General features: G+C 56.1%; 19 protein-coding genes, 1 rRNA gene and 1 other RNA gene. 11 read left to right on the forward strand and 10 right to left on the reverse strand.

Going from position 1 to position 25,088, the window contains the following annotated elements:
* The 6 genes from aroA to gyrA all read right to left on the reverse strand — a co-directional run bounded on the left by aroA (position 1) and on the right by gyrA (position 8,551).
* Complete coding sequence (gene aroA, locus BM205_RS22575) at positions 1-1,341, reverse strand: 3-phosphoshikimate 1-carboxyvinyltransferase (protein WP_092417111.1); 1,341 nt, start codon at positions 1,339-1,341, stop codon at positions 1-3.
* The gene (locus BM205_RS22580; RefSeq protein ID WP_092417112.1) at positions 1,341-2,240 is read right to left on the reverse strand and encodes a prephenate dehydrogenase; all 900 of its coding nucleotides are present in this window, start codon (positions 2,238-2,240) and stop codon (positions 1,341-1,343) included. Before BM205_RS22580 ends, aroA begins: the two co-directional genes overlap by 1 nt.
* Positions 2,241-2,298: 58 nt before the next feature.
* Complete coding sequence (gene hisC / locus BM205_RS22585; protein ID WP_092417113.1) at positions 2,299-3,405, reverse strand: histidinol-phosphate transaminase; 1,107 nt, start codon at positions 3,403-3,405, stop codon at positions 2,299-2,301.
* Positions 3,406-3,471: 66 nt separating this feature from the next.
* Positions 3,472-4,545 (reverse strand): prephenate dehydratase, encoded by a 1,074-nt coding sequence (gene pheA / locus BM205_RS22590; protein ID WP_092417114.1) that lies wholly within the window; start codon positions 4,543-4,545, stop codon positions 3,472-3,474.
* 86 nt (positions 4,546-4,631) lie between these two features.
* Positions 4,632-5,738: a 3-phosphoserine/phosphohydroxythreonine transaminase gene (gene serC, locus BM205_RS22595; RefSeq protein ID WP_092417115.1), complete on the reverse strand. Its 1,107-nt coding sequence runs from the start codon at positions 5,736-5,738 to the stop codon at positions 4,632-4,634.
* Positions 5,739-5,884: 146 nt separating this feature from the next.
* On the reverse strand, positions 5,885-8,551 hold the full coding sequence (gyrA, locus tag BM205_RS22600) for a DNA gyrase subunit A (RefSeq protein ID WP_092417116.1): 2,667 nt from the start codon (positions 8,549-8,551) through the stop codon (positions 5,885-5,887).
* 83 nt (positions 8,552-8,634) lie between these two features.
* Between gyrA and BM205_RS22605 the strand changes: the two genes are divergently transcribed.
* From BM205_RS22605 to BM205_RS22635, 7 genes are all read left to right on the forward strand, one after another.
* Positions 8,635-9,516, forward strand: coding sequence for an OmpA family protein (locus tag BM205_RS22605; protein WP_139227367.1), 882 nt, complete (start codon positions 8,635-8,637; stop codon positions 9,514-9,516).
* Positions 9,517-9,795: 279 nt separating this feature from the next.
* Positions 9,796-10,431 carry an outer membrane protein OmpA gene (gene ompA / locus BM205_RS22610; protein ID WP_092417118.1) on the forward strand — a complete coding sequence of 212 codons (636 nt, stop codon included), beginning with the start codon at positions 9,796-9,798 and terminating at the stop codon, positions 10,429-10,431.
* 159 nt (positions 10,432-10,590) lie between these two features.
* The gene (gene ubiG / locus BM205_RS22615; RefSeq protein WP_092417119.1) at positions 10,591-11,286 is read left to right on the forward strand and encodes a bifunctional 2-polyprenyl-6-hydroxyphenol methylase/3-demethylubiquinol 3-O-methyltransferase UbiG; all 696 of its coding nucleotides are present in this window, start codon (positions 10,591-10,593) and stop codon (positions 11,284-11,286) included.
* A gap of 91 nt (positions 11,287-11,377) precedes the next feature.
* Positions 11,378-12,040, forward strand: coding sequence for an HAD family hydrolase (locus BM205_RS22620; RefSeq protein ID WP_092417120.1), 663 nt, complete (start codon positions 11,378-11,380; stop codon positions 12,038-12,040).
* Between the two features lie 162 nt (positions 12,041-12,202).
* The gene (locus tag BM205_RS22625; protein WP_092417121.1) at positions 12,203-15,865 is read left to right on the forward strand and encodes a DUF748 domain-containing protein; all 3,663 of its coding nucleotides are present in this window, start codon (positions 12,203-12,205) and stop codon (positions 15,863-15,865) included.
* Between the two features lie 77 nt (positions 15,866-15,942).
* Positions 15,943-16,305, forward strand: a transfer-messenger RNA (tmRNA) gene (ssrA, locus tag BM205_RS22630).
* Positions 16,306-16,734: 429 nt separating this feature from the next.
* Complete coding sequence (locus BM205_RS22635) at positions 16,735-17,937, forward strand: ammonium transporter (RefSeq protein ID WP_092417122.1); 1,203 nt, start codon at positions 16,735-16,737, stop codon at positions 17,935-17,937.
* Positions 17,938-18,064: 127 nt separating this feature from the next.
* Here BM205_RS22635 and BM205_RS22640 read toward each other — a convergent pair whose 3' ends face one another.
* On the reverse strand, positions 18,065-18,751 hold the full coding sequence (locus tag BM205_RS22640) for a flagellar brake protein (protein ID WP_256381771.1): 687 nt from the start codon (positions 18,749-18,751) through the stop codon (positions 18,065-18,067).
* 235 nt (positions 18,752-18,986) lie between these two features.
* Positions 18,987-20,213: a GGDEF domain-containing protein gene (locus tag BM205_RS22645; protein WP_254784015.1), complete on the reverse strand. Its 1,227-nt coding sequence runs from the start codon at positions 20,211-20,213 to the stop codon at positions 18,987-18,989.
* Positions 20,214-20,451: 238 nt separating this feature from the next.
* Between BM205_RS22645 and BM205_RS22655 the strand changes: the two genes are divergently transcribed.
* The 3 genes from BM205_RS22655 (at position 20,452) to BM205_RS22665 (ending at position 23,207) form a co-directional block, all read left to right on the forward strand.
* Entirely contained in the window at positions 20,452-21,267 is an 816-nt protein-coding gene (locus BM205_RS22655) for a transporter substrate-binding domain-containing protein (protein ID WP_092417126.1), read from the forward strand.
* 170 nt (positions 21,268-21,437) lie between these two features.
* The gene (gene chrA, locus BM205_RS22660) at positions 21,438-22,802 is read left to right on the forward strand and encodes a chromate efflux transporter (protein WP_092417127.1); all 1,365 of its coding nucleotides are present in this window, start codon (positions 21,438-21,440) and stop codon (positions 22,800-22,802) included.
* Between the two features lie 78 nt (positions 22,803-22,880).
* Positions 22,881-23,207, forward strand: a complete 327-nt coding sequence (locus BM205_RS22665; RefSeq protein WP_092417128.1) for a barstar family protein — start codon at positions 22,881-22,883, stop codon at positions 23,205-23,207.
* Between the two features lie 18 nt (positions 23,208-23,225).
* On the opposite strand, the gene BM205_RS22670 is transcribed toward BM205_RS22665, so the two are convergent.
* Positions 23,226-23,681, reverse strand: coding sequence for a GNAT family N-acetyltransferase (locus tag BM205_RS22670; protein WP_092417129.1), 456 nt, complete (start codon positions 23,679-23,681; stop codon positions 23,226-23,228).
* A gap of 157 nt (positions 23,682-23,838) precedes the next feature.
* On the opposite strand from BM205_RS22670, the gene BM205_RS22675 reads away from it, so the two are divergent.
* Entirely contained in the window at positions 23,839-24,684 is an 846-nt protein-coding gene (locus tag BM205_RS22675) for a patatin-like phospholipase family protein (protein ID WP_092417130.1), read from the forward strand.
* 170 nt (positions 24,685-24,854) lie between these two features.
* On the opposite strand, the gene rrf is transcribed toward BM205_RS22675, so the two are convergent.
* Positions 24,855-24,967, reverse strand: a 5S ribosomal RNA gene (rrf, locus tag BM205_RS22680).
* Positions 24,968-25,088 lie beyond the last annotated feature (121 nt).

A 25,088-nucleotide genomic window follows, 5' to 3' on the forward strand; every position in this document is an offset into this window, starting at 1 on the left:
TTACAATAAAATCTGCTCGGCGATTTGCGCGAACACGGTGAAATAATCGGGGAAAGTCTTGGCGACGCATTGCGGATCGTTGATGCGCACGGTGGTGCCGCGCACCGCTGCACCGTCCAGCGAGGCCAGCGAAAAGCACATCGCCATGCGATGATCGTCATAGGTATCGATAGTCGCCGCTTGCAGTTGCGCGGACGGTGTCACCCGCAGGTAGTCACTACCCTCTTCAATCGTCGCACCGAGTTTGCGCAACTCGGTCGCCATCGCGCTGAGGCGATCGGTTTCCTTGACGCGCCAGCTGGCGATATTGCGCAAGGTGCTGGGGCCATCGGCGTATAACGCAGCCACTGCAATCGTCATCGCGGCGTCAGGGATGTGGTTGAAGTCGGCATCGATGGCTTTCAATACGCCGCTCGACGATGCTTCAATCCAGTTGTCGCCCATCGTGATGGTGGCGCCCATCTGCCGCAAGGCTTCGACAAAACGAACATCGCCCTGGATGCTGTTGTTGCCGACGCCTTCAACCCGCAACGGTCCGCCGGCAATCGCACCAGCTGCCAGGAAATAAGATGCGGAAGAGGCGTCGCCTTCAACGTGGATGACCTTCGGACTTTGATATTGCTGGCCGGCCGAAATGGTAAACGACTGCCAGCCATCGCGCTCTACGGTCACACCGAAACGCTGCATCAGGTTCAACGTGATTTCAATGTAGGGCTTGGAAATCAGCTCGCCAATCACTTCTATCGTTACTGCTTCATGCTTCGCCATCAATGGCGCCGCCATCAGCAAGGCAGTCAGGAACTGGCTGGAAACGTTGCCACGTACCTGCATGCGCTGGCTATGCAACTGGCCGCGCTGGATATGCAATGGCGGATAGCCGGCAACGCCGGTGTAGGCGATGCGGGTGCCGACCGCATTCAAGGCGTCGACCAGATCCCCGATCGGCCGCTCGTGCATGCGTGCCACACCGTGCAAGGTGTAGTCGCCGCCCATCGCAGCCAGAGCTGCAGTCAGAGGGCGAATCGCGGTGCCGGCATTGCCCATGAACAGGTCGGCCTGGTGCACCGAAAAACTGCCATTGCTACCGTGAACGGTATAAGTCTGCGTGCCTTCCGCCTGCTCCCAGGCCACGCCCAATTGTTTGAGCGCCATCAGCATGACGAGCGTATCGTCGGATGCCAGCAGGTCAAGAATCCGGGTGGTGCCATTGGCAAGCGCCGCCAGCAATAAAGTACGATTCGAAATACTTTTGGAACCGGGCAGCCGGACGGTGCCCTGCACCCGGGCCACCGGATGCAGATCAATGTATTCGGGATAATGTTGTTTGCGTTGCGTAGTCATTAATCTCCACCTTCCTTGTTCTGTTGTTCCGCCGCCTCGATGGCGCTGATCCAGCTGTGCCGGGCCTGTTGTGCGTTGCTGTAGATGGCTTCCAGCGCGGGGCCGTCACCGGCCGCCAGCAAGCCGCGCAAGCGCGTCAGCTGCAGCAGGTAAGCATCCAGCTCGCTCAGCAAGGCGCTCTGGTTTGCCAATGAAATATCACGCCACATTTCCGGCGATGAACCGGCGATACGCGTGAAATCGCGAAAACCGCTGGCGGCGTATTGGAACAACGAAGCTGCGTGCGGCTTGTTGGCGATATCGTCCACCAGCGCATACGCCAGCACATGCGGTAAATGGCTGACTGCGGCAAAAATCGCGTCATGCTGCTGTGCCGATAAGCGATGTATCAGCGCTCCGCACTGTTGCCAGGCAGCGGCGACGCGGGTGATATCCTGCTCGGCATTTTCCGGCAATGGCGCCAACACTACTTTCTTGCCGACATACAGCTCGGCCAGCGCGGCCTCGGGACCATTCTGCTCGCGACCGGCAATCGGATGGCCTGGGACAAATTGCGCAATCTTGTCGCCCAGCGCTGCGCGCGCAGCAGACACCACATCGGATTTGGTGCTGCCGGCGTCGGTCACGATAGTGCCTGTATGCAGATGCGGCGCGATGCTGGTCAGGATAGCGCCGGTCTGTGCTACCGGCGCCGCGATCAGGATCAGGTCGGCGCCGGTGACGGCCTCGGCCACCGAGGCGGCGATGACGTCGATTACGCCCAATTCCTGTGCGCGCTGCAAGGTCGTGAGCTGACGACCTACGCCGACCAGTTGCTCCACCGCGCCGGCTTTTTTCAAAGCCAGTGCGAAAGAACCGCCGATCAGTCCCACACCAAATATTGCGATTTTCTTGAACACGAATGATGCTTTAATAAAAATTAATCGAAGCTAAACGAAGCTAAAGTTGGCGCCAATGCTAGCCCAGCAGCTTTTTCAATGCATCGATGAAAGCCGCATTTTCATTTGGCAAACCGATGGTGACGCGTAGCCATTGCGGCAAGCCATAGTTGGCCACCGGCCGCACAATGATGCCCTGCTTCAGCAACGCGAGATTTACGCGCGCGCCGGCAGCCTCGTCCTCGCCGACTTTGACCATGACGAAATTACCGAACGAAGGGACATATTCCAAACCCAGTTCATCGAAAGTTCGCGTCAGTTCTTTATATCCATCGCGATTCAGTTGGGCGCTACGCTGCAAGAAAGCGGTATCGTTCAAGGCAGCCACCGCTGCGGCCTGCGCCAGCGAGTTGACGTTAAACGGCTGACGGATCCGGTTCAGCAAATCGGTGATCACCGGCTGGGCGATGCCGAAGCCGATGCGCAAGCCGGCCAGGCCATAGGCCTTCGACATGGTGCGCGAAACCAGCAAATTGGGATATTTACGCACCCATGCAATCGAATCGTATTGCAGCTCCGGCAGCAGGTATTCATTGTAAGCCTCGTCCAGCACCACCACGATGTTCGCTGGTACTCGCGCCAGGAAAGCCTCGAGTTCGGCGGCTGGAATGAAGCTGCCGGTCGGGTTATTCGGATTGGCGATGAAGATCAGCTTGGTGTCGTCGGTGATCGCGGCCGCCATCGCTTCCAGGTCATGGCCGTAATCCTTGGCCTTGACCACGATGGCGCGCGCGCCGACAGCTTGAGTCGCCAGCGCATACACCACAAAAGAATATTCCGCATACATGGCCGCTTGCCCCGCTTGCACGAAAGCGTGGGTAGCCAGTTCAAGGATATCGTTACTGCCGTTGCCCAGCGTGATCCATTCTGCCGGTACATCGTATTTGGCAGTGATCGCAGCTTTCAAATCGAAGCCGTTGGCGTCCGGATAACGGCCGATATCGGCGACTGCCTTTTCCATTGCCAGCCGTGCCGATTCCGGCATCCCCAACGGATTTTCGTTGGACGCCAGCTTGATGATGTTTGCTTCGTCCAGGCCGAACTCACGCGCGACTTCAGCAATCGGCTTGCCGCCTTGATACGGGGCGATAGCACGCACATACTCTGGACCAAATTTAATTGACATTGTCTGCTTTCAAAACAAAATATTGAGCTAAATAAATGTTTACCTGGAACTGCGCCGTTCAGGAATTCAGAAACTCCGAGGGTACGACCCCAGCAGTTTGTAGAACGCGGCGTTTTGCTGCAGTTCCGCCAGCGCCTTGGCTACCTTGTCGTCTTCTGCATGACCTTCGACGTCGACATAGAAATAGTATTCCCATGCGCCCATGCGCGCCGGCCGCGACTCGAAACGCGTCATGGAAACACCATGCTTGGCGAGCGGCGCCAGCAACTTGTACACAGCGCCAGCCTTGTTCGCCACCGACAGCACCAGCGATGTCTGGTCCTTGCCGCTGGCGCCGTTTTTCAGGCGGCCGACTACAGCAAAGCGGGTGCGATTGTGCGGATCATCCTGGATATGGGCGCTGACAATTTCCAAGCCGTATTTTTGCGCAGCGATCTCACCGGCAATCCCTGCCACCGTAGCATTTTCGCTAGCCATGCGTGCCGCTTCGGCATTGGAAGCAACCGCCTGCCGTTCGATATTCGGGTAATGCTGGTTGAGCCAGGCATTGCATTGCGCCAGCGCCTGCGAGTGCGCGCAAATACGATTGACGGCGGCCATGCCGCCATCTTTGCTCATCAAGCTGTGATGCACCGGGATCGACACTTCGCCGCTGATGCTGAGCGTGGTTTGCAGCAGCAAATCGAGGGTGCGGTTGATCACGCCTTCGGACGAATTTTCGATAGGCACCACGCCGAAATCCGCAGTGCCCGCTTCCGCCGCGCGGAATACCTCGTCAATCGATACGCAAGCCAACCCCTCAACCGCGTGACCGAACTGCTGGTACACCGCCTGCTCGCTAAAGGTGCCGGCCGGGCCCAGATAAGCGACCGTGACGCGCTTTTCGAGAGCGCGGCAAGCCGACATCACTTCGCGGAAAATAGTTTGCACGTCGCTGCCTTGCAGCGGGCCGGGATTGCGCTCGGCCACCTTTTGCAAAACTTGCGCTTCGCGCTCAGGACGGAACACCGGTGCATTGGTCTCAGCCTTGACGTGGCCAACCTCTTGCGCAATTTGCGCACGACGATTCAGCAAGGCCAGGATTTCCGAGTCAATCGCGTCGATCTGTTGACGCAGGGGGAGGAGTTTATCTTCGCTCATGGTTACTGTATTTCTATCTCTGGTTCTAATACTTGGCTAAGCAGATCATCGCCAACCGCAGCAGTCCGGACCAATGCCGGACCTGGCTAGCCGCGCTGCTTTTCGAATTCTTTCATGTACGCCACCAAGGCTTGCACGCCGGCCAACGGCATCGCGTTGTAGATCGATGCACGCATGCCGCCGACCGACTTATGCCCCTTCAATTGCAGCAAGCCGTTTTCTTTGGCGCCGCTCAGGAAAGCCTCATTCTGCGTTTCATCTGCGAGGAAGAAAGGTACGTTCATGCGCGAGCGGCTGTTGCTGGCGATTTTGGTCCGGTAGAAATCGGTGGAATCCAGATAGTCGTACAACAGCGCCGCCTTGGCGATATTGCGCTGCTCCATCGCGGCGACGCCGCCCTGCTTCTTGAGCCACTGGAACACCAGGCCGGCAATATAAATCGCATAGGTTGGCGGCGTGTTGTACATGGAATCGTTGTCGGACACGGTTTTCCAGTTGAATGCGGAAGGACAGGCCGGCAACGCATGGCCAAGCAAATCTTCGCGCACCAGCACCAAGGTCAATCCGGCCGGGCCGATATTCTTTTGCGCGCCACCGTAGATCACGCCGTATTTGGAGACATCGACCACGCGCGACAGGATATGTGAAGACATGTCGGCAACCAGTGGCGCGTTGTTGGTTTCTGCTGCGATGTCGGGCGTGAATTGATATTCAACGCCGTCAATGGTTTCATTGGTGCAGATATGGACGTAGGCCGGATCTTTGGACAGCTGCCAGCTGTCGCGCTCAGGAATCTGGGCGAAATGGCTGTCCTCGGAAGATGCGGCAACATTGACGTTGCCATAGCGCCGCGCCTCTTTCAGCGACTTGGTCGACCAGGAACCGGTATTGATGTAGTCGCTGGTGGCCGGCTGGGATCGCCCGTCGCGACCCAACAGGTTAAGCGGAATAATCGCGTTTTCGGCAATCGCGCCGCCTTGCATGAACAGCAGTTTGTAATTGGCCGGAACCGCAAACAACTCGCGGAAATCGTGCTGCGCTGCCGCCAGGATCGACATGAATTCTTTGCCGCGATGACTCATTTCCATCACGGACATGCCACTGCCCTCCCAATCTAGCATTTCGGCGGCAGCTTGCTGCAACACCTCTTTCGGTAACACGGCGGGACCAGCAGAAAAATTATAGATAGGCATGATGAATGTCGTCAGATAAAGAACCAGAACCGAGAATGATTACGAACCAACAGATGGCGTTACCGTGTTGCTACAACTTACTGACGCAAACTTACTTGCGTAAAACCTACGCGACTCAGCCTGCGGGCTGAGTCGCGGTACTCTTTTTACTCTGCCGCGGGATCCGCCGCGCCGCCTGCTTCGGCATCGCTGCCAGCATCGGTACCGGCTTCAGCCTCAGCAGCCTCAACCTCGGCATCAGACTCGACCACACGCTGCAAACCACTCAGCTTGTTACCGTCTTCCACCGCGATCAGCGTCACGCCCTGGGTCGCACGACCCATTTCACGGATCTCTGCAACGCGGGTGCGAATCAAGATGCCGCCGGTAGTGATCAGGATGATTTCGTCGCTAGGCTCAACCAAGGTAGCGGCAACTACCTTGCCGTTACGTTCGCTGGTCTGGATTGCAATCATGCCCTTGGTGCCACGGCCATGGCGGGTGTACTCGGTGATCGGGGTACGTTTGCCGAAGCCGTTTTCGGTGGCAGTCAATACCGATTGCTGTTCGTTTTCCGCGACCAGCAAAGCGATGACTTGTTGGCCTTCTTCCAGATTCATACCGCGCACACCGCGTGCGGTACGGCCCATCGGGCGCACATCGTTTTCGTCAAAGCGCACTGCCTTGCCGGAGTCCGAGAACAGCATCACGTCATGCTGGCCATCGGTCAGCGCGGCGCCAATCAGGAAATCGCCTTCATCCAGATCGACCGCGATAATGCCGGCCTTACGTGGATTGCTGAAGTCCGACAATGGCGTCTTCTTGACGGTGCCAAGGCTGGTCGACATGAAGACATAACGGTCTTCAGGGAAGGTGCGGTTATCGCCGGACAATGGCAACACCACGGTAATCTTCTCGCCATCCTGCAACGGGAACATGTTGACGATTGGCTTGCCGCGCGAGTTGCGCGAACCTTGCGGCACTTCCCATATTTTCAGCCAGTACAAACGGCCGCGATTACTGAAGCACAAAATGTAATCGTGGGTATTGCCGACAAACAGCTGGTCGATCCAGTCGTCATCCTTGGTGGCCATGGCTTGCTTGCCGCGGCCGCCGCGTTTTTGTGCGCGGTATTCGGAGACCGGTTGCGATTTCATGTAACCGGTATGCGACAACGTCACCACCATGTCTTGCGGCGTGATCAGATCTTCAGTGCCGAGATCGGTAGGATTCAATTCGATCTGCGAACGACGCTCATCCTTGTTGCCGATGCCGTATTCGTTTTTGGCCGCGGTCATTTCATCAGTGATGATGATGGTGACGCGTTCCGGCTTGGCCAGGATATCCAGCAAGTCGGCGATCTGCGCCATCACGTCTTTGTATTCGTTGACGATCTTGTCTTGTTCCAGACCGGTCAGGCGTTGCAAGCGCATTTGCAGGATTTCCTGCGCCTGGTCGTCCGACAGACGGTACATGCCGTCAGTTTGGATGCCGTAATGCTTGGGTAGATTTTCCGGACGGAAAGACTCGATGCCGCCGATGTTTTCATCGCCGGTACGGGCCAGCATTTCACGTACCATGGAAGAATCCCAAGCACGCGCCATCAGCTCGGATTTCGCTACCGGCGGGGTCGGCGCGGCTTTGATGAGAGCGATGAAATCGTCGATATTGGCCAGCGCTACCGCCAGGCCTTCCAGCACGTGGCCGCGTTCGCGCGCCTTGCGCAGTTCGAACACGGTACGCCGTGTAACCACTTCGCGGCGGTGCGACAGGAAACATTCCAGCATCTGCTTCAGGTTCAGCAGTTTCGGCTGACCGTCCACCAACGCCACCATGTTCATGCCGAAGGTATCTTGCAGCTGCGTTTGCTTGTACAGATTATTCAGCACCACTTCAGCTACTTCGCCGCGCTTGAGTTCGATTACTACGCGCATGCCGGATTTATCCGACTCGTCACGCAGATCGGAAATGCCTTCCAGCTTCTTGTCGCGCACCAGTTCGGCGATACGCTCCAACAACGCCTTCTTGTTTACCTGGTACGGCAACTCATCGATGATGATCGCGGTGCGGCCTTCACGGCCGAATTCTTCGAAGTGGGTCTTGGCCCGCATCACCACGCGGCCGCGGCCGGTGCGATAACCATCGCGCACGCCGGACACACCGTAGATGATGCCGGCGGTCGGGAAATCCGGCGCCGGGATGATTTCGATCAGCTCGTCGATCGTGCAATCGGCATTGCGCAAAACGTGCAATGCGCCGTCGATCACTTCGGTCAGGTTGTGCGGCGGAATGTTGGTCGCCATACCAACCGCGATCCCGGACGAACCATTGATCAGCAGGTTAGGAATACGCGTCGGCAGCACCGACGGCTCTTTTTCCTTGCCGTCGTAGTTCGGCACGAAATCGACGGTTTCCTTGTCCAGGTCGGCCAGCAATTCACCGGCGATCTTGTCCAGGCGGCACTCGGTGTAACGCATCGCCGCGGCGCCGTCGCCGTCGATCGAACCGAAGTTACCCTGGCCGTCGACCAGCATGTAGCGCAGCGAAAACGGCTGCGCCATGCGCACCAGCGTGTCATAAATCGAAGCGTCGCCATGCGGGTGATATTTACCCATGGTCTCACCGACCACGCGCGCGCATTTCACGAACGGGCGATTCCAGACGTTGTTCATTTCATGCATCGCGAACAAGACCCGGCGATGCACCGGCTTGAGGCCGTCACGCACGTCCGGCAATGCACGGCCAACGATCACGCTCATCGCGTAATCGAGATAGCTCTTGCGCATTTCTTCTTCGAGGGAAATCGGGATTGTTTCTTTAGCGAATTGATCCATTTAGCGAGTCGGCCAATCTTTACTTGGGTTGATCAATGTAGAACCAGAGATAGAACCAGCGTTCGCAACCGATCTGCCAACTGGTGGCGAAACGCGGCTTGAAACGAAGGTATAACCGCATGATTTTAGCACGCGAGAGAGGCTATTCTGGCTTTTCAGGCAAGGCAGTACCGGCCGAAAACCTGCCGACCGGAAAAAATATGTTTAAATGCCGCCTTGCCCGACAATCCGGCGATCTTAAAAACAATCTCGCCATTGTTATTTCTCTCAGGAAACAATTTATGCGTTCTTCAATTGCGCTCTGCCTATTGTTAGGCTCGGCCCTCGGCTCTGTGTCCAATCCTGGCTTAGCCCAAACCACCGTGGTTCAGGCCGCCCCTGCAAAAAGTGCTTATTTGCAAGATGGAAGCGGTCCGATCGTTCGCAGCCAGGATGGCTTGTGCTGGCGCTCCGGTTACTGGGAGCAGGACGATGCGGTCACCGGCTGCGATGGCGCCCTGGTATCGCCGGTAATGAAACCCAGCGCGCCGGCACTGGTTGCCGACCCGATGATTGCCAACAAGGACGTCGCCCCGGCAACTGTGAGCGCGCAATGCGATATCAGCGTGACGCTGGCGAGCGACCAGAACTTCCGTTTTGGGAAAGCAACATTGACCAATGCTGCGAAGCAACGCATTGACGAGATGATTACTAAATTGCCGAGTTGCAGCAGTGCGAGCCTGATATTAGTTACCGGCCATACCGATCGCCTTGGCACCGCCAAATACAACCAGAAACTGTCAGCGCAGCGCGCCACCAATGTCGCCACTTATTTGAAAAGCAAAGGTGTCACTAATAAGATGCAGATCGTCGGCGCCGGCGCATCCGATCCAATATTGCAATGCAGCAATAATTTGAGTGGGCAGAAACTGATTAATTGCCTGAGCCCAAATCGCAGAGTCGTAATAAAAGTACAACCGAATTAAAATAAAATAGATAGTTTTCTTGCGCCGATGTAAGATGTTGCCCGTGGTACTGTTTTCATATTGTTATGTTGTATGAAAACAACGAAGCAGGCGAAACGTAGGCTGGATCATTTGGCATCCTTCGCTAGCGCTTGAAGCCTGTGGCAGAATGGTGGTCAAGTTCATTGCGTGTGGTCAAACCCACACGTAACGGCCTGAACCACGTGGTACTATCCAATTTTTGATGTCGTATATTAGTTGCGCAGTTAATCTGCGGATATCTCAACCGAGAGGAGAAACATGAATAAATTAGCAAAACTCGTCTTCGCTGCGTCCGCAGTCGTCGCACTCTCTGCCTCTGCGCAGGAAATCAAAGATATCCAGGCAAACACTCCTAACAGTGCTTACGTGCAAGATGCACGCGGTGTAATCGCACGTGACCCGTACGGTCTGTGCTGGCACACTGGCTACTGGACACCAGCTGATTCGGTTCCAGGTTGCGACGGTGAAATCGCTCAAGCGGCTCCTCCTCCTGCACCTGCTCCTGCTCCTGTCGTGGTTCCACCACCAGCACCAGTTTCGCAAAAGGTTACTTTTGCTGCTGACGCATTCTTTGACTTCGACAAAGCTGTCCTGAAGCCAGAAGGCAAAGCAAAACTGGATGATCTGACATCGAAACTGGGCGCAATCAACCTGGAAGTCATCATCGCTGTTGGTCACACTGACTCCGTCGGTTCAGTTGCTTACAACCAAAAATTGTCGGTTCGCCGCGCTGAAGCTGTTAAGGCATACCTGGTACACAAGGGTGTCGAAGCTAACCGCGTCTACACTGAAGGTAAAGGCAAGTCGCAACCGGTCGCTGATAACAAGACCGCTGCTGGCCGCGCTAAAAACCGTCGCGTTGAAATCGAAGTTGTTGGTACAAGTACCAAGTAATCGATTCAGACTCGATCAGAACCCCGCCTTGGCGGGGTTTTTTTTCGCATAAAAGATCAGCTGAAGGTCAGGTGGCAAAGTTCACGTGGAAACTTTTAGCGATGGTTTTTAATCAGACAACAAACCGCAAAACCGTACTTTCCAGCTATGATTCAACCTATGAACGCAGACCCGTCAGAACTCAAGAAATTCAGCGACCTGGCTCACCGGTGGTGGGACCCTGAATCCGAATTTCGCCCTCTGCATGAAATCAATCCCTTGCGCCTGGAGTGGATCAACTCACGCACACCGCTTGCCGGCAAGAAAGTGCTCGATATCGGCTGCGGCGGCGGCATCCTGGCTGAATCGATGGCCAGGAAAGGCGCGGTCGTTACCGGCATCGACTTGTCCGACAAAGCCTTGAAGGTTGCCGATCTGCATAGCCTGGAGTCGGGTATCGAAGTCCGTTATGAAAAAATCGCCGCCGAAGAAATGGCTAGCCGTGAAGCCGGGCAGTTCGATGTCGTGACATGCATGGAAATGCTGGAGCACGTACCGGATCCGGCTTCCATCGTGCGCGCCTGCGCCACATTGGTGAAACCTGGCGGCCACGTGTTTTTCTCGACCCTGAACCGCAACCTGAAGGCATATCTGCAGGCGGTCCTGGCAGCCGAATACCTGTTGCGCATGCTGCCCAAAGGCACGCATGACTACGACAAGTTCATCACGCCGGCCGAACTGGCGCAATTCGCTCGAAACGCCGGGCTGACGGTCGATGTGATGCGCGGCATGAGCTATAACCCGCTCACCCTGATCTATTCGCTCAACCAGGATACCAGCGTCAACTATCTGATGGCTTGCACCCGGCCCGACTAGCCGTTTTGCCTTGGCAGGCGTCGCACTGCCTGCCCACCTGCTTGCTTGTTAGCCTGCTCGTTAGTCTATTTTTCGTACTTTAGGAATCACCATGCCCTTGCCAATGCCGCGCGCCATTCTGTTCGATCTTGACGGTACGCTCGCCGACACCGCCCCGGACCTGGCAGCAGCGCTTAACCGGCTGCGCAACGATCGCGGTTTGAGCAGCACGCCCTACGAACAACTGCGGCCACACACCTCCGCCGGTGCACGCGGCATGATAGGCGCCGCCTTTGGCCTGAAACCGGGCGATCCCGACTATGAAGAGTTACGGATCGGGTTCCTGGATCATTACGCCGCCGCGCTAGCGGTCGACAGTACCCTGTTCGACGGCATACCGGCACTGCTCGACGATCTGCGCCAGCGCAATCTCGGTTGGGGAGTGGTTACCAACAAGGCCGCCAAATTTACAGATCCCCTGGTTGCACAGATCGGCCTGGCAGATGCCGATTGCGTCATTTCCGGCGATACCACCGCCCACTCCAAACCCCATCCGGAGCCGCTGCTGGAGGCCGCGCGACGCCTCAATTTACAGCCGCAGGAATGCTGGTATGTCGGCGACGATCTGCGCGATATCCAAGCCGGCCGTGCGGCCGGCATGGCTACCGTGGCGGTCGCCTGGGGCTATAGCGGAGAGAGCGCGCCGGACACCTGGGAAGCCGACGCCCTGATCGATACGCCACTGCAATTACTGGCCCTGCTACCGCAGCACTGACTCCCCTGTACGGAATCAGCGCACCCGCTTGTGCATGATCGAACATTGACGATTGATCGATTGAACGGCTTCCTGCCACTAGTCGACTCAAAGAATTGAATAAATTAGCGGGCAAGTCTGTCTGGCGGTATATTGTGGACATCCTTGCCCAAAGGAATAAAAATGGCAAATCTCCCCCGTCCTTCCTGGCTGCCGCGCGCCATGCGCTGGACCGGCATAACTGTTATCGTCTTGCTGGTATTGGCACTGATCAGCTGGCTGGCAGTGCCGCCTGTCGCCAAACACCTGGTCGAACAGCAAATTGAAGCCCAGATCGGCCGCAAGGCAACGGTCGGCAAGATCGCCTTCAATCCGTTCACCCTGACGCTGACTGCATCCGATTTCACGCTCTATGAACCAGACAAAACCACCGCGGCATTCTCCGCAAAAACACTGCTGATCAACGCCTCGTCAGCCTCGCTGTTTCGACTGGCGCCGGTGCTGAACGAAGCCAGGCTGGTCAATCCCAACCTGCATATCGTGCGCACCAGCGCCGACGGCATCGGCCGCTACAATTTCTCCGACGTCATCGACCGTATTCTGGCGATGCCGAAGAGCGACAAGCCTACCCTGTTTTCAGTATCCAACATTCAGCTCGAAAATGGCAGCATCAAGTTCGACGACAAGGTGACCAATAAACTGGTCGATATCGAAGCGCTCAACATCGGCCTGCCTTATGTGTCGAACTTCCCCAGCAAGGTCGACACTTTCGTGCAGCCGCACGTCTCTGCGAAAATCAATGGCACGCCGTTCGATTTGAAAGGACGCAGCAAACCCTTCGCCGGCAGCCTGGAAACCGCGCTGGCGATCGATATCGACCAGCTGGATGTCGCCAGCTTCGTAGCGTTTTCTCCGGTGGCGCTGCCGCTGGCCATCCAGAGCACCAAGCTGTCGACCAAGCTCGACCTGTCGTTCTCACGCAGCAAAGACAAGCCTGAAGTATTGCTATCGGGAGCGATCAAACTGGCCGACGTCGCATTGGCCGACAAGAATGCAGCGCCGCTGCTCAAGGCGCAGGCGATCGACATTCAGATGAATAAGCTCAATGTCCTCACCGGCAGCGCCGCACTCGATCAGATCGAGATCCGGCAACCGGAGGTGTGGGTTAACCTGAATGCCAATGGCAGCCTGAACTGGGCCGCCCTGAGCACGCCGGCGGCGAAACAGGAAATCGTCAAGGATGCGCCGGTAAAGAAGGCAGGCCCGCCACCGCAAATCACCCTGGGCAAGTTCGCTATTCATGATGGCACGGTCAATTGGCTGGATGCCGCCAATGCTTCGCCTGCGCTGAACCTGCAGGTCAAGAATGTAGCGTTGAATGCGACCGGGCTATCGCTGGCAGCTGATGCAAAACCTGCAACCGTGACGCTGTCCAGTGGCACCGAAAATGAACAGCACATCCAGTTCATCGGCCAGATCACTCCCGCCAAAGGTATCGTCGCCGGCAAGGCCAGCATCAATGCCTTGTCCCTCGCGCAGTACCAACCCTACGTCAATCGCTCCCTGGCAGCGGTGCTGTCCGGTCAATTGTCACTCAATACCCTGCTCTCGGTAGATGGTAGCCGCATCCGGTTGCATCAGCTGGGTATCGATGTCGACGACCTCAAAGTGGCGGCGAAAACCAGCGCAGGCGGCAGCATCGGCGCCAAGAAGATCAGTTTGGAAAACGCCAGCGTAGATACCGAAGCGCACACCTTCAATGCCGAAGCATTACGCCTGACAGGCATACAGGGTGACGTGCGCAGGGACGCACGCGGCAAACTCAATCTGCAGCAATTTGTCGCCAACACCGGTGGCGCAAACAAGGCGGCCGCCAAAACATCGCCCCAAAAAGCCGGGTCGGACTGGGTCGCAACCCTGAGCCAGTTTGCCGTCAGCGACAGCAGCCTTGCTTATCAGGACGACTCGGTAAAACCAGCGGTCAAGTTGCGCGCCGACGGTCTCAACCTGAGCGCCGAAAATATCTCCAGCAAGCTCGATAAACCGATCAAGGTTGCGCTGCGCACGCAGCTCAATAAAACCGGAAAATTATCGGTTGACGGTAGCGTCGCGGCGCAAATGAAATCCGTCGCGCTCGACATCGATGCGCAAAATCTGCCGGTCGCTGCACTGCAACCCTATTTCACCGATTACCTGAATGTAGTCCTGACATCGGGCCTGGCCAGCAGCAAGGGCAAGTTGGCGCTGACGCTGCCTAGCGGCCGCCAGGAACTCGTTACCAGTTATAACGGCAACCTGCGCCTGGCGAATTTCCGCGTGCTGGATAAAGACAATTCGGTGGATTTCCTGAAATGGAAACTGCTCGACGTCAGCGGCATCGACGCCAATATCGGCGGTGCCCGGCAACAACACGTGACGTTGGCAAAAGTCGCGCTAAACGATTTCTACGCGCGTATCATCTTGTCCGACAAAGCCAAACTCAACCTGCAAGATATCGTGGTGTCGAAGAACGCGCCGGAAGGCGCACCTGTGCCTTCGCTGACATCGGCCGAGGCAGGCAGCCCGGCACCGCAGAAGGTCACAAAAACCACTTCCGAAGGCAGCACCACGGTGGCGCCGATCGCGCCTGCCGCGCCCAAGGCCAATGCACCGGTGATCAGAGTCGGCCAGGTCGTCATCAAGGGCGGTAACATCAACTACACCGACAACTTCGTCAAGCCGAACTACACCGCCAACATGACTGGCATGAACGGTACCGTCGGCGCGATCGCTTCCGACAAGCCGCAGCCGGCGCCGATCGACTTGAACGGCAAGATCGATAACGATGCGCCAGTCGCCATTTCCGGTTCGCTGAATCCCTTGTTCAAGCCGATGTTCCTCGACATCAAGGCCAGCGCCAACGGCGTCGAACTGCCACGCCTGACACCGTATGCCGCCAAGTACGCCGGCTACGCCATCGAAAAGGGTAAATTGTCGATGGATGTCAGCTATCACATCGAAAACGACAAGCTGATCGCCCAAAACAGTGTGCGTATCGACCAGCTGACTTTCGGCAACAAGATCGACAGCCCGACCGCGACCAAGCTGCCGGTATTGCTGGCGGTAGCGTTGCTGAAAGACCGTAACGGCCAGATCAACATCAACCTGCCGATCTCCGGCACCTTGTCGGATCCGGAGTTTTCGATCGGCGGCATCATCGTCCGCATTTTCATCAACCTGATCGTCAAAGCCGTCACGTCGCCATTCGCATTGATCAGTTCAGCCTTCGGCGGCAGCGGCGGCGACGAACTCGGTTACGCTGAATTCGCCCCTGGTTCAGCCACTCTCACCGCAGCCACGCAAACCAAGCTCGACACCATCGCCAAGGCGCTGATTGACCGTCCGGCGCTGAAGCTGGACCTGACCGGCCGGGTCGATCCGAAAACCGATACCGACGGCGTCCGCCAGCAAATGCTTAACCGCAAGCTGGATGCACTGAAGCGCAAGGATTCGGTCGACCAAAGCGACAATGCCGATTCAGACGATGTGACCCTGACCGATGCCGACAAGGAAAAGTACATGGGCAAAGTGTATGGCTCCACAAAATTCGACAAACCCCGCAACGTCATCGGCCTGGCAAAATCGCTGCCAACCGCGGATATGGAAAAACTGATCGTCGCCAATACTCCGGTGACCCAGGACGCCTTGAGTGCACTGGCAACCCGACGTGCCGAAGCAGTCCGTAAATATCTGGAAACCAAGGGCCAGATCCCGCTCGAACGGATCTTCCTGATAGCGCCCAAATTGACTGCCGACGACATCAAAGACAAGGGACAGCCGAATCGGGTCGACTTTGCGTTGAAATAAGGTTAACAGGCCTTAGTTTCAGTACAGGCAAGGTTCTGACACGAAGACCCCAAGTACGCTACAATAGTAGTCTGCTTGGGGGCGACCTGGTTTCGACGTGGGTTACAAAGCAGCGCAGGGCATACCGAGGACCGACTACCTCGTAAATACAATCGGAATAGATCTAACTGCAAACGATAACTCGTACGCACTAGCCGCTTAATAACCGGTTAGCTCTACACCATCTCGTCCCTGGGGTGGGCTGGTAAAACAGCAGTAGAGTCATTTACAGGGAATCGCTTTTGGCCGGGTTACTTGGTTAAAAGTTAAATTTAGGTGACTCGCCTGAACGAAGCGTGTGCGTCCGCGTCGGCTGGGTTAAATCAAATGACAGCACTAAGTATGTAGAACTGTCTGTAGAGGGCTTGCGGACGCGGGTTCGATTCCCGCCGCCTCCACCACCAATAACAAAGGTCACCCATAGGGTGGCCTTTTTTATTGGTGTTGACGCTCCGGAGATCGAATCCGCGTCCGGTACGGACGCGGGGCGAAGACAGGGTTTCGGCAAGCATGCTTGCTGCTGTCTGAGCGGTTTTCGCTTGCAAGCGAAAACCCGGGAGATTCCCGCCGCCTCCACCACCAATAACAAAGGTCGCCCATAGGGTGGCCTTTGTTATTGGTATTGATTTGAAGCAGCGCGGCGAGAGTCACGCATGCACCATGAAATTGCATGCGCGCCGCACAATTAGTGTGCAATACACTGACAAATCAAATTTTCAGCGGATACTTCCCTTTAAATACAATCACTTAAAAATCTCACCAAAATGGAATGATTTTTGCTTGCGCACAGCGCACGCGAATTTTTTTGCACAACTATTGGGAGATTTTTCTTGGACGATCATAAAAACGGTGCCGATGCCTTGTTCATCTTGCTAGGCGCTATCATGATTTTGGCAATGCATGCCGGTTTTGCCTTTTTGGAATTAGGCACGGTGCGCAGGAAAAATCAGGTCAATGCGCTGGTGAAAATCCTGGCTGACTTTGCGGTTTCGACTATCGTTTATTTTTTCGTCGGTTACACCGTCGCTTATGGCGTCGATTTTTTTCGCGGCGCCGAACAACTTGCCGCCAGAAGCGGTTTCGAACTGGTCAAATTTTTCTTTTTACTCACCTTTGCCGCCGCCATTCCAGCCATCATTTCGGGCGGCATTGCCGAACGTGCGAAATTTTACCCGCAGCTGCTAGCCACCGCGGTGTTGGTCGGCCTGGTTTATCCCCTGTTCGAAGGTATCGCCTGGAACCATCATTTCGGCTTCCAGGCTTGGCTGCAATCCACCTTCGGCGCCGAGTTTCACGACTTCGCCGGTTCGATCGTGGTGCACGCCATGGGCGGCTGGATTGCGCTGCCCGCGGTGCTGCTGCTAGGCGCGCGGCGTGGCCGCTACACCAAGGATGGTGCGGTGGCCGCGCATCCGCCATCAAATATCCCGTTCCTGGCGCTAGGCGCCTGGATCTTGACGGTCGGCTGGTTCGGCTTCAACGTCATGAGCGCACAAACGCTGGACAAGATGAATGGCCTGGTGGCGCTCAACTCGCTGATGGCCATGGCGGGCGGCACCTTGGTAGCTCTGCTTCTCGGCAAGAATGATCCAGGTTTTATCTACAACGGTCCACTGGCGGGCCTGGTGGCCATCTGCGCCGGGTCCGATTTGATGCACCCGCTGGGGGCGCTATTCACCGGTGGCGCAGCCGGCGCCATCTTTGTCTGGATGTTCACGCTGACACAAAACAAATGGAAAATCGATGACGTCCTCGGCGTATGGCCGCTCCATGGTTTATGCGGGGTCTGGGGCGGACTGGCGGCCGGCATTTTCGGGCTCAAGGCGATGGGCGGCCTGGGCGGGGTGTCTTTCATGTCGCAGCTGTGCGGCACGTTACTGGGTATAGCCATCGCCAGCGCCGGCGGCTGGATCGTTTACGGCTTGCTGAAAAAATTCATCGGCATCCGGCTCGACGCTGAACAAGAGTTCGAAGGCGCCGATCTTTCGATCCACAAAATATCTTCGACCGCTGAACGCGAAACCAGCTGGTAGATGGAATGATCCCCTCCCCCCAATTTTGTCGCCATCTGCCGGAAGGTCGACCGAAATTCTGGCCGAGGCTCCGACCGGACTGCAGGCAGGCGTCAGCCAGGCTGTTTTACGGACGCATGTTGACGGATTAACGCCGGTTTCGACTTAGCTCCAAAAAGGTAACCAGACGCTGCAAGCTTGCTTCCTTCGCTTTCGGCAACGTCAAGAAACGGCAACCGAAGTGATATATCGGATCGTTGAAAGTTTGGCTATTGTGAACGAAGGTAATTCTCAGCTCTGATTGCATCACGCCGAGATCACGATAATCGAACGTCGCATCGCTCAAGGTCATCCCGATAGCAAGTTCGCCGGTGCTGGCATCGGTGGAGCGTAACCGGATACCGGTCAGCGACAGATCGACAATATCGAAACTTATCCGTCGCTTGTCGGGCAAGGTGGCGGTGCAGATATAGGGATTAGCGATGGGAGTTTCGACACGAAAATGTTCGCGTCGCTGTATGCGGTACAGATTTTTGGGAAGCTGTGATTTGAACGCTGGCAAACCTTCATGCATGTGCGGCTGCGCCCGACCGCAAACGAACTGGATATGCACACCCGATTGCATGCCTGAAAACAGATTTTCTTCCGATTCCTGCAACCGCAGGTTTTCTGCTTCGCTGGCGCCGTAATCGTAAAGAAAGGTTCCAGCGCGTTCGTCTACCGCCGGGATCCGTGTGACGATACGTTCGCCATGCCTCCCAAACGTGACATTCAGGAACTCCATCTGACGCACGAACCTGCGCAACACGTTCGCAATTTCCTTAGGATACGAGATCCTAAAATCCTCAAGCGCGGCCTACGACGCCGCTAACGCTGAAGGTCGACGCGCCTCCACCGCTGTTTCCGATACCAGATTGGTTGTTGTCATTTTGCTTCCAATATCTATCAAAATCCCATCCCGGCATAAGGATGCCGCAGATTGCGAAAATTGTTGTAAATATTTGCGGATTTAAGGGAACTTTTTTAGAGGAATGCTCCTGCCGCAATTTTTTGCAGCGGGATTCAAAAATTTATCCGGCTGTTTCGGCATGCAATAGCTGCAAATCCTGCGCATCGAATGTCCGTGACCGGCCTTCGACCTTAGCGCTGTATAGCGCCACGTCGGCACGTCGCAGCATAGCTTCGAGCGTATCGTCGTCGGATCTGCGTATGGCGATGCCGGCGCTATAGCTCAGCTCATGGCCGAGTTCACGCACCGTCGCTTCAGCCAGGTAAGCGCGCATACGCTGGTCGAATGTCTTCGCGGCTGAGTGATTGGCATAATTCAACAGCACGACGAATTCTTCCCCGCCGTACCGGCCGACGATATCGCCGATGCGCACTGCCGCCTGGAGCGCCCGGGCGAAAAACTGCAGTGCGCGATCACCGGCGTCGTGTCCGCGGCTGTCGTTGATCTGTTTAAAATGGTCGAGGTCCAGCATCAACACGGCAAGCGGCTGGTCGTATCGCACGCTGTTTTCCAGTTCGACGTTGGATTGCACCAGCCATGCGCGCCGGTTGAGCACGCCCGTCAGGCCATCAACTGTCGCCAAACGCTCAAGCGCACGCGCCGCCTCGTCGCGGTGCGCCAGCAGGATCCCTGTCAGGGACAGCACGGCAGTGGCATTGGCGACCAGAGCGAACGCAATATTCACCGGGTGCGGAGTGAGGAATGCCGGAAACTGCTCGGTATAAAAAGCGCCCAGCACGCCGCGCCACGCCGTCACCACAAGCTGGGCAATCAGGGCGACGATCAGTAACCAGCGCCATCTGCCCACAGGCACCAGCGGTGCGCGCCACAGCGTCGCCGCCACCAAAGCCATCTGGAGCGCGAGCAGGCCGTTGGCCCAGCCCACCCGGAACGCATAACTTGAGAATCCAATCCCGTAACCGAGGGTCAGTACGATGGCAATGATGGTCGGCGCACGAGCATGTCCCTTGCGGCCGCACCACAGGTCGAATGCGGTAGCGTTGAGCGCCAGGCCGCCGGCGATGCCTGCCATCGACAGTGTGGACAGTGAACGGTCCGTCCATGAACCGGCCTCGACCAGCCCGGACAGCAGCAACAGCACCCACCCTGTCGCCTGCAGAAAGATGCCGAGCTGCGCCCGGCGTGCCGCCACATTGACCTTCCCCATCACGGCAGGTAATGCGATCGCCATCGTCAGCATGCTGACGGTGAGGGCGAAAAGCAGAGAGGCGATGTCGGTAGGCATGGATGACGTGGCAAGGTGCAGCAAGGATCGCTTCCGTTTCATGAAGTGTAACGAAACGGGAGGTGGCGTCAATATCGATTCGGATATCGTAACGTATATAGATCGCCTTGGTATTCGCAAGAAAGAAACACCAAAACTGCAGCACGACACAATTTCCGATTATTCCGTATACAAACTTTCCACGCGGACATAGAATCCTTTTCCTGGCGGGCGCTGCCGTTGCGTCGCCAGTCGCTAAAAATAGATATAGGTTCGTTCAATTAATTCTGGGAGTCTTCTTGTGAAGCGTTACGCCGGTGTGTTTGCATGCATTCTTGTCTATTCCGTTGCCTTGGCTGGCACCCTGTTGCCGGCCCGGGAAAGCCGTGCCGATGCACTGGATGATGTGCAAAACCGGCGCGCGATTCGCGTCGCCGTGCCTAAAGATACGCCGCCGTTCGGCTCCACAAATCAATACAAGGCACTGGAAGGATTTGATGTATCGATTGCCAGGATGATATCGCTGGAACTGGGCGTCAAGCTGGATATGGTGCCTCTGGACAGCGGCGAGCGCATCCCCGCACTATTGAACCATCATGTCGACTTGGTCATTTCCAGCTTGGGTAAAAATGCGGAGCGCCAGAAGCAGATCGATTTTTCGCAAGCTTACGCGCCGTTTTATCTGGGTATCTTTGGCGCGCCGAATGTCGAGGTCAAAAATGCTGCGGGATTGTCTGGCAAGAGCATCGCCGTACTTAAAGGCTCGATCGAAGACGGCGAATTGAGCAAGATTGCGCCGGCATCGGCCAATATCAAACGCTTCGCCACCGAACCGGAGGCAGTCAAATCCTTCTTACAGGGTGAATCTACATTGCTGGCCGCAGGTAATGTCCTGATTTCCGCCTTTAGCAAAGAGCAGGTAGAAACCAGCCAGCTGAAAATCGTGCTGAAGGACTCGCCCTGCTTTATCGGCGTGAATAAAAACGAACCTGCGTTGCTCGCTAAGATCAACGCCATGCTGAGCCGTATCAAGCAAAACGGCATGCTCAATGTCAATGCCCAGCGCTGGTTCAAGGCGCCATTGCCCGACAGCGTATTGCATAGCGCTATCGAGTAAGACTGCTGGGCCGGGTTGCACAGGATTTGAAAAGGGACTCCACAATCGGAGTCCCTTTTTCTTTTGCAGGTTTTGTGGCATAAGCTTGCATATCAGGCACATCAAGCTCGTGTGCGGTTGGCGTCACGACGACTGCCGCAACCCTCTACCGATACTTACAAAGCCAGGCAATGAATCAATCTGAGATGTCATCGACGGAACATGCTGAATCCCCGCCGTCTCCGGTCAGCTTTCGCGAAGCATTCATGTTTTGGCTGAAGCTGGGCTTTATCAGTTTCGGCGGACCTGCCGGACAGATTTCCATCATGCACCAGGAGTTGGTTGAGAATCGGCGCTGGATTTCGGAGCGGCGGTTTCTGCATGCGCTCAACTACTGCATGGTTCTGCCCGGCCCGGAAGCGCAACAGCTCGCCACTTACATAGGTTGGCTGATGCACCGTTCACGGGGCGGCATCGCGGCCGGCGCCTTATTCGTATTGCCGTCGCTGCTGATTCTGGTCGCCTTGTCATGGATGTATATCGCGTTTGGCAATTTACCGCTGGTTGCCGGCCTGTTCTATGGCATCAAACCGGCAGTTACCGCCATCGTGCTGCAAGCGGCACACCGGATCGGCTCGCGTGCGCTCAAGAACAATACGCTATGGGCGATTGCCGCCGCATCGTTCGTCGCCATCTTCGCTTTGAACCTGCCGTTCCCCGCCATCATCGCCACTGCGGCCCTGATCGGCTACATCGGCGGCCGCATCGCGCCCGATCGTTTCAAGACGGGAGGCGCGCATGGCAACGCTGATCAGTCGTTTGGCCCGGCGCTGATAGACGACGACACACCGACGCCGAAACATGCGCAATTCCGCTGGCGCAGCCTGCTGCGCATAGTCGCCATCGGCGGCCTGTTGTGGCTGATTCCGATGGGCATGCTGACGGCGTTCTATGGCTGGCATGCTACCTTGACGCAGATGGGCTGGTTCTTCACCAAGGCCGCCATGCTGACTTTCGGCGGCGCTTATGCGGTTCTTCCGTATGTGTATCAAGGCGCTATCGAACACTACGGCTGGTTGACGCCGACGCAAATGATCGACGGCCTGGCGCTTGGTGAGACCACCCCCGGACCGCTGATCATGGTGGTGGCCTTCGTCGGCTTTGTGGGTGGTTATGTTAAAGCCATATTCGGGCCGGACAGTCTGTTTCTTGCCGGCGCCACTGCGGCTGCGCTGGTGACCTGGTTCACCTTCTTGCCATCGTTCCTGTTTATCCTCGCTGGCGGCCCTATGATCGAAGCTACCCACCGTGACCTGAAATTCACCGCTCCGCTCACTGCGATTACTGCCGCCGTGGTGGGCGTAATTTTGAATCTGGCAGTGTTCTTCGGTTATCACGTGCTCTGGCCGCAGGGCTTGGGCGGCACGTTTGACTGGATATCGGCATTGATCGCATTGGCCGCCGCTATCGCCCTGTTCCGCTTCAAGAGGAATGTGATTCACGTTATTGCGGTATGTGCGATAACTGGCTTGATCCTGAAGATGTGGATATTGTAAAACTATACGATAAGTGCAGATGTGATAAATTCGGCTCACGATCTTGAACGATATTAACTATAAGCAGGAGAAAACATTATGCCAAGCGCCCGCCTGAACGGCGAAATCATTACCGGTTGGGATAGTTTTCATACCGAATGCGCGGAGGTATTCGGTTTTCCCGAGTTCTATGGACGCAACATGAATGCCTGGATCGATTGTCTCAGCTATTTGCGCGATGAAGATGGCATGAGCAAGTTCCGGTTGAAGGAAAACGAGGTGTTGGAAATTGAGGTATTGCACAGCGAAAAACTGCGCCAGCAAGCCGCTGAAATCATCGAAGAATTGGAATTTTGCGTTACCGCGATCAATGAACGCTACGAGGACTATGGCGAAAAGCCGGCGCTGAAATTGACATTGCGCTGACGCCACAGTGAAGTAAGTCTAGCGTGCCGGGCGGAGGTAATAAATGTCCCATTCCTCTTCTGCGAGAAATTCAAAGCCATTGCGCTGGTAGAAACGATTGGAATCGCTTCCCCTCAGGGCGCCTACGCGCAGTGGCATCGACTGGCCATCGGCTTCCTTGAAGATTTGCGTGAGCACCGCTGCCCCAATCCCCTGCCCTTGATTACCGGGACGCATATAGAGGTGATCCAGCAGCAGTTGACCTGGAACTGGTTTGACTACGACAAAGCCGACTTTCAGCTCATTCACTATCACGTGTCGCGTATGTGGCGCTGAAAAACTGGAGCGGAACCGCTCTCTCGCCCGAACCGGATCAAAACGGCCGATGCGTTCAAGGCTCTCGCGCATGGCGGCTATGCGCAAGGCAACCAGCTCTTCGAAATCCGATTCAACTGCCTGGACCAGCGTGACGAGCGGTTGGTTCGATGCGGACATGTGTGCCTTCAGAATGTGCGTTTGATTGATCCGGCAATTTTATCTGAATCCAGGAACTCTGAATCGTCTCTCCTTTGATAGCTGGCGCGCCGATGCTCGCTGGAGTACGCTATACACATCGCCATGTACCGCCTATGGCTGTTCACAGGTTGCCACTATGGGAAAGACCGCGTTTGTATTCGCTGGTGGTGGAAGTCTCGGTGCAATTGAAGCCGGCATGTTGCGAGAATTGATCGCGTCAGGTGTGCGCCCCGATTTCCTGGTCGGCGCCTCTGCCGGTGCTATCAATAGTGTGTTTTTTGCCTATCAACCGCATACCGCTGGCGCCATGCGCCTGGAATTCCTATGGCGCGGCGTCCGCCGCCAACAGATCTTGCCATGGTCGATTCGTTCGGTTCTTGGAGCAGCCCGTGGCACGCATCTGGTCAATCCGGCTAAGTTGCGAAGCCTTCTTTATGAACATTTCGGTAATCGCACATTGGAAGATGCCGATCTTCCGGTTCATGTGGTTGCCACCGAGATGAAAACCGGCAATGAAATTGTTATTTCGTCCGGGTCGGCTGTCGATGCGGTACTGGCAAGCACGGCTATTCCGGGTGTCTTTCCGCCGGTTCCTCTAAACGGGAATATGCTGATTGACGGTGGTGTCGCCAACAATACGCCTATCTCCAGTGCAATACGGCTTGGGGCAACACGTGTCATCGTGCTCGCTACCGGTTTCACCTGCGCCGAGCGACGACAACCGAAAGGCGCGCTCGAGCACGCCATGAGTGCGCTCAATTTGCTGGTGGCACGTCAATTGGTATCTGATCTGGAACGTTGGGCATCGCATGCTGCGATAGCTGTGGTTGCTCCGCTATGTCCGCTGGACGTCTCGCCGTACGACTATAGCCAGTGCGGCGTGCTGATAGACCGGGCGGCGGCGGAAACCCGTCGCTGGCTGGAGGCCGGCGGATTGGATAGTCGCGATATTCCCGGAGGACTCAGGCCGCATTCGCATTGATGGAGATTATTTGGAGAGCTTTGTAGGGTTGGCACGAATGCCCATGCGGAATTCACTCGACGAGGATGTGTATATCGACATCGTATTTCGCGGCTTTTCAGGTGTTGTACAAAGCGCTCGCGCAAAGCAAAAACCCTCTGAGGATAAGCTCAGAGGGTTTTTTAATAAAAGCCTGACGATGACCTACTTTCACACTGGTTGCAGCACTATCATCGGCGCAAATTCGTTTCACGGTCCTGTTCGGGATGGGAAGGGGTGGTACCAAATCGCTATGGTCATCAGGCATAACTTGTAACCGCTGTTCGTTCTCCAGGTGGAGCAACGCACAACGCAATCTAGAAGAAGTAGTTTTTTATACCGGGTTCACTAGGGTGAGTGAACCCGGTTGGGTATGAATGTCCAAA

Source organism: Collimonas sp. OK307 (assembly GCF_900113705.1).
Classification (GTDB): Bacteria; Pseudomonadota; Gammaproteobacteria; order Burkholderiales; family Burkholderiaceae_D; genus Collimonas.

Coding starts and splice junctions, on each gene's coding strand:
- aroA (WP_092417111.1), bottom strand. CDS start 1,341: ATGACTACGCAACGCAAACAACATTATCCCGAATACATTGATCTGCAT.
- hisC (WP_092417113.1), bottom strand. CDS start 3,405: ATGTCAATTAAATTTGGTCCAGAGTATGTGCGTGCTATCGCCCCGTAT.
- pheA (WP_092417114.1), bottom strand. CDS start 4,545: ATGAGCGAAGATAAACTCCTCCCCCTGCGTCAACAGATCGACGCGATT.
- serC (WP_092417115.1), bottom strand. CDS start 5,738: ATGCCTATCTATAATTTTTCTGCTGGTCCCGCCGTGTTACCGAAAGAG.
- gyrA (WP_092417116.1), bottom strand. CDS start 8,551: ATGGATCAATTCGCTAAAGAAACAATCCCGATTTCCCTCGAAGAAGAA.
- ompA (WP_092417118.1), top strand. CDS start 9,796: ATGAATAAATTAGCAAAACTCGTCTTCGCTGCGTCCGCAGTCGTCGCA.
- ubiG (WP_092417119.1), top strand. CDS start 10,591: ATGAACGCAGACCCGTCAGAACTCAAGAAATTCAGCGACCTGGCTCAC.
- BM205_RS22620 (WP_092417120.1), top strand. CDS start 11,378: ATGCCCTTGCCAATGCCGCGCGCCATTCTGTTCGATCTTGACGGTACG.
- BM205_RS22625 (WP_092417121.1), top strand. CDS start 12,203: ATGGCAAATCTCCCCCGTCCTTCCTGGCTGCCGCGCGCCATGCGCTGG.
- BM205_RS22645 (WP_254784015.1), bottom strand. CDS start 20,213: ATGAAACGGAAGCGATCCTTGCTGCACCTTGCCACGTCATCCATGCCT.
- chrA (WP_092417127.1), top strand. CDS start 21,438: ATGAATCAATCTGAGATGTCATCGACGGAACATGCTGAATCCCCGCCG.
- BM205_RS22665 (WP_092417128.1), top strand. CDS start 22,881: ATGCCAAGCGCCCGCCTGAACGGCGAAATCATTACCGGTTGGGATAGT.
- BM205_RS22670 (WP_092417129.1), bottom strand. CDS start 23,681: ATGTCCGCATCGAACCAACCGCTCGTCACGCTGGTCCAGGCAGTTGAA.
- BM205_RS22675 (WP_092417130.1), top strand. CDS start 23,839: ATGGGAAAGACCGCGTTTGTATTCGCTGGTGGTGGAAGTCTCGGTGCA.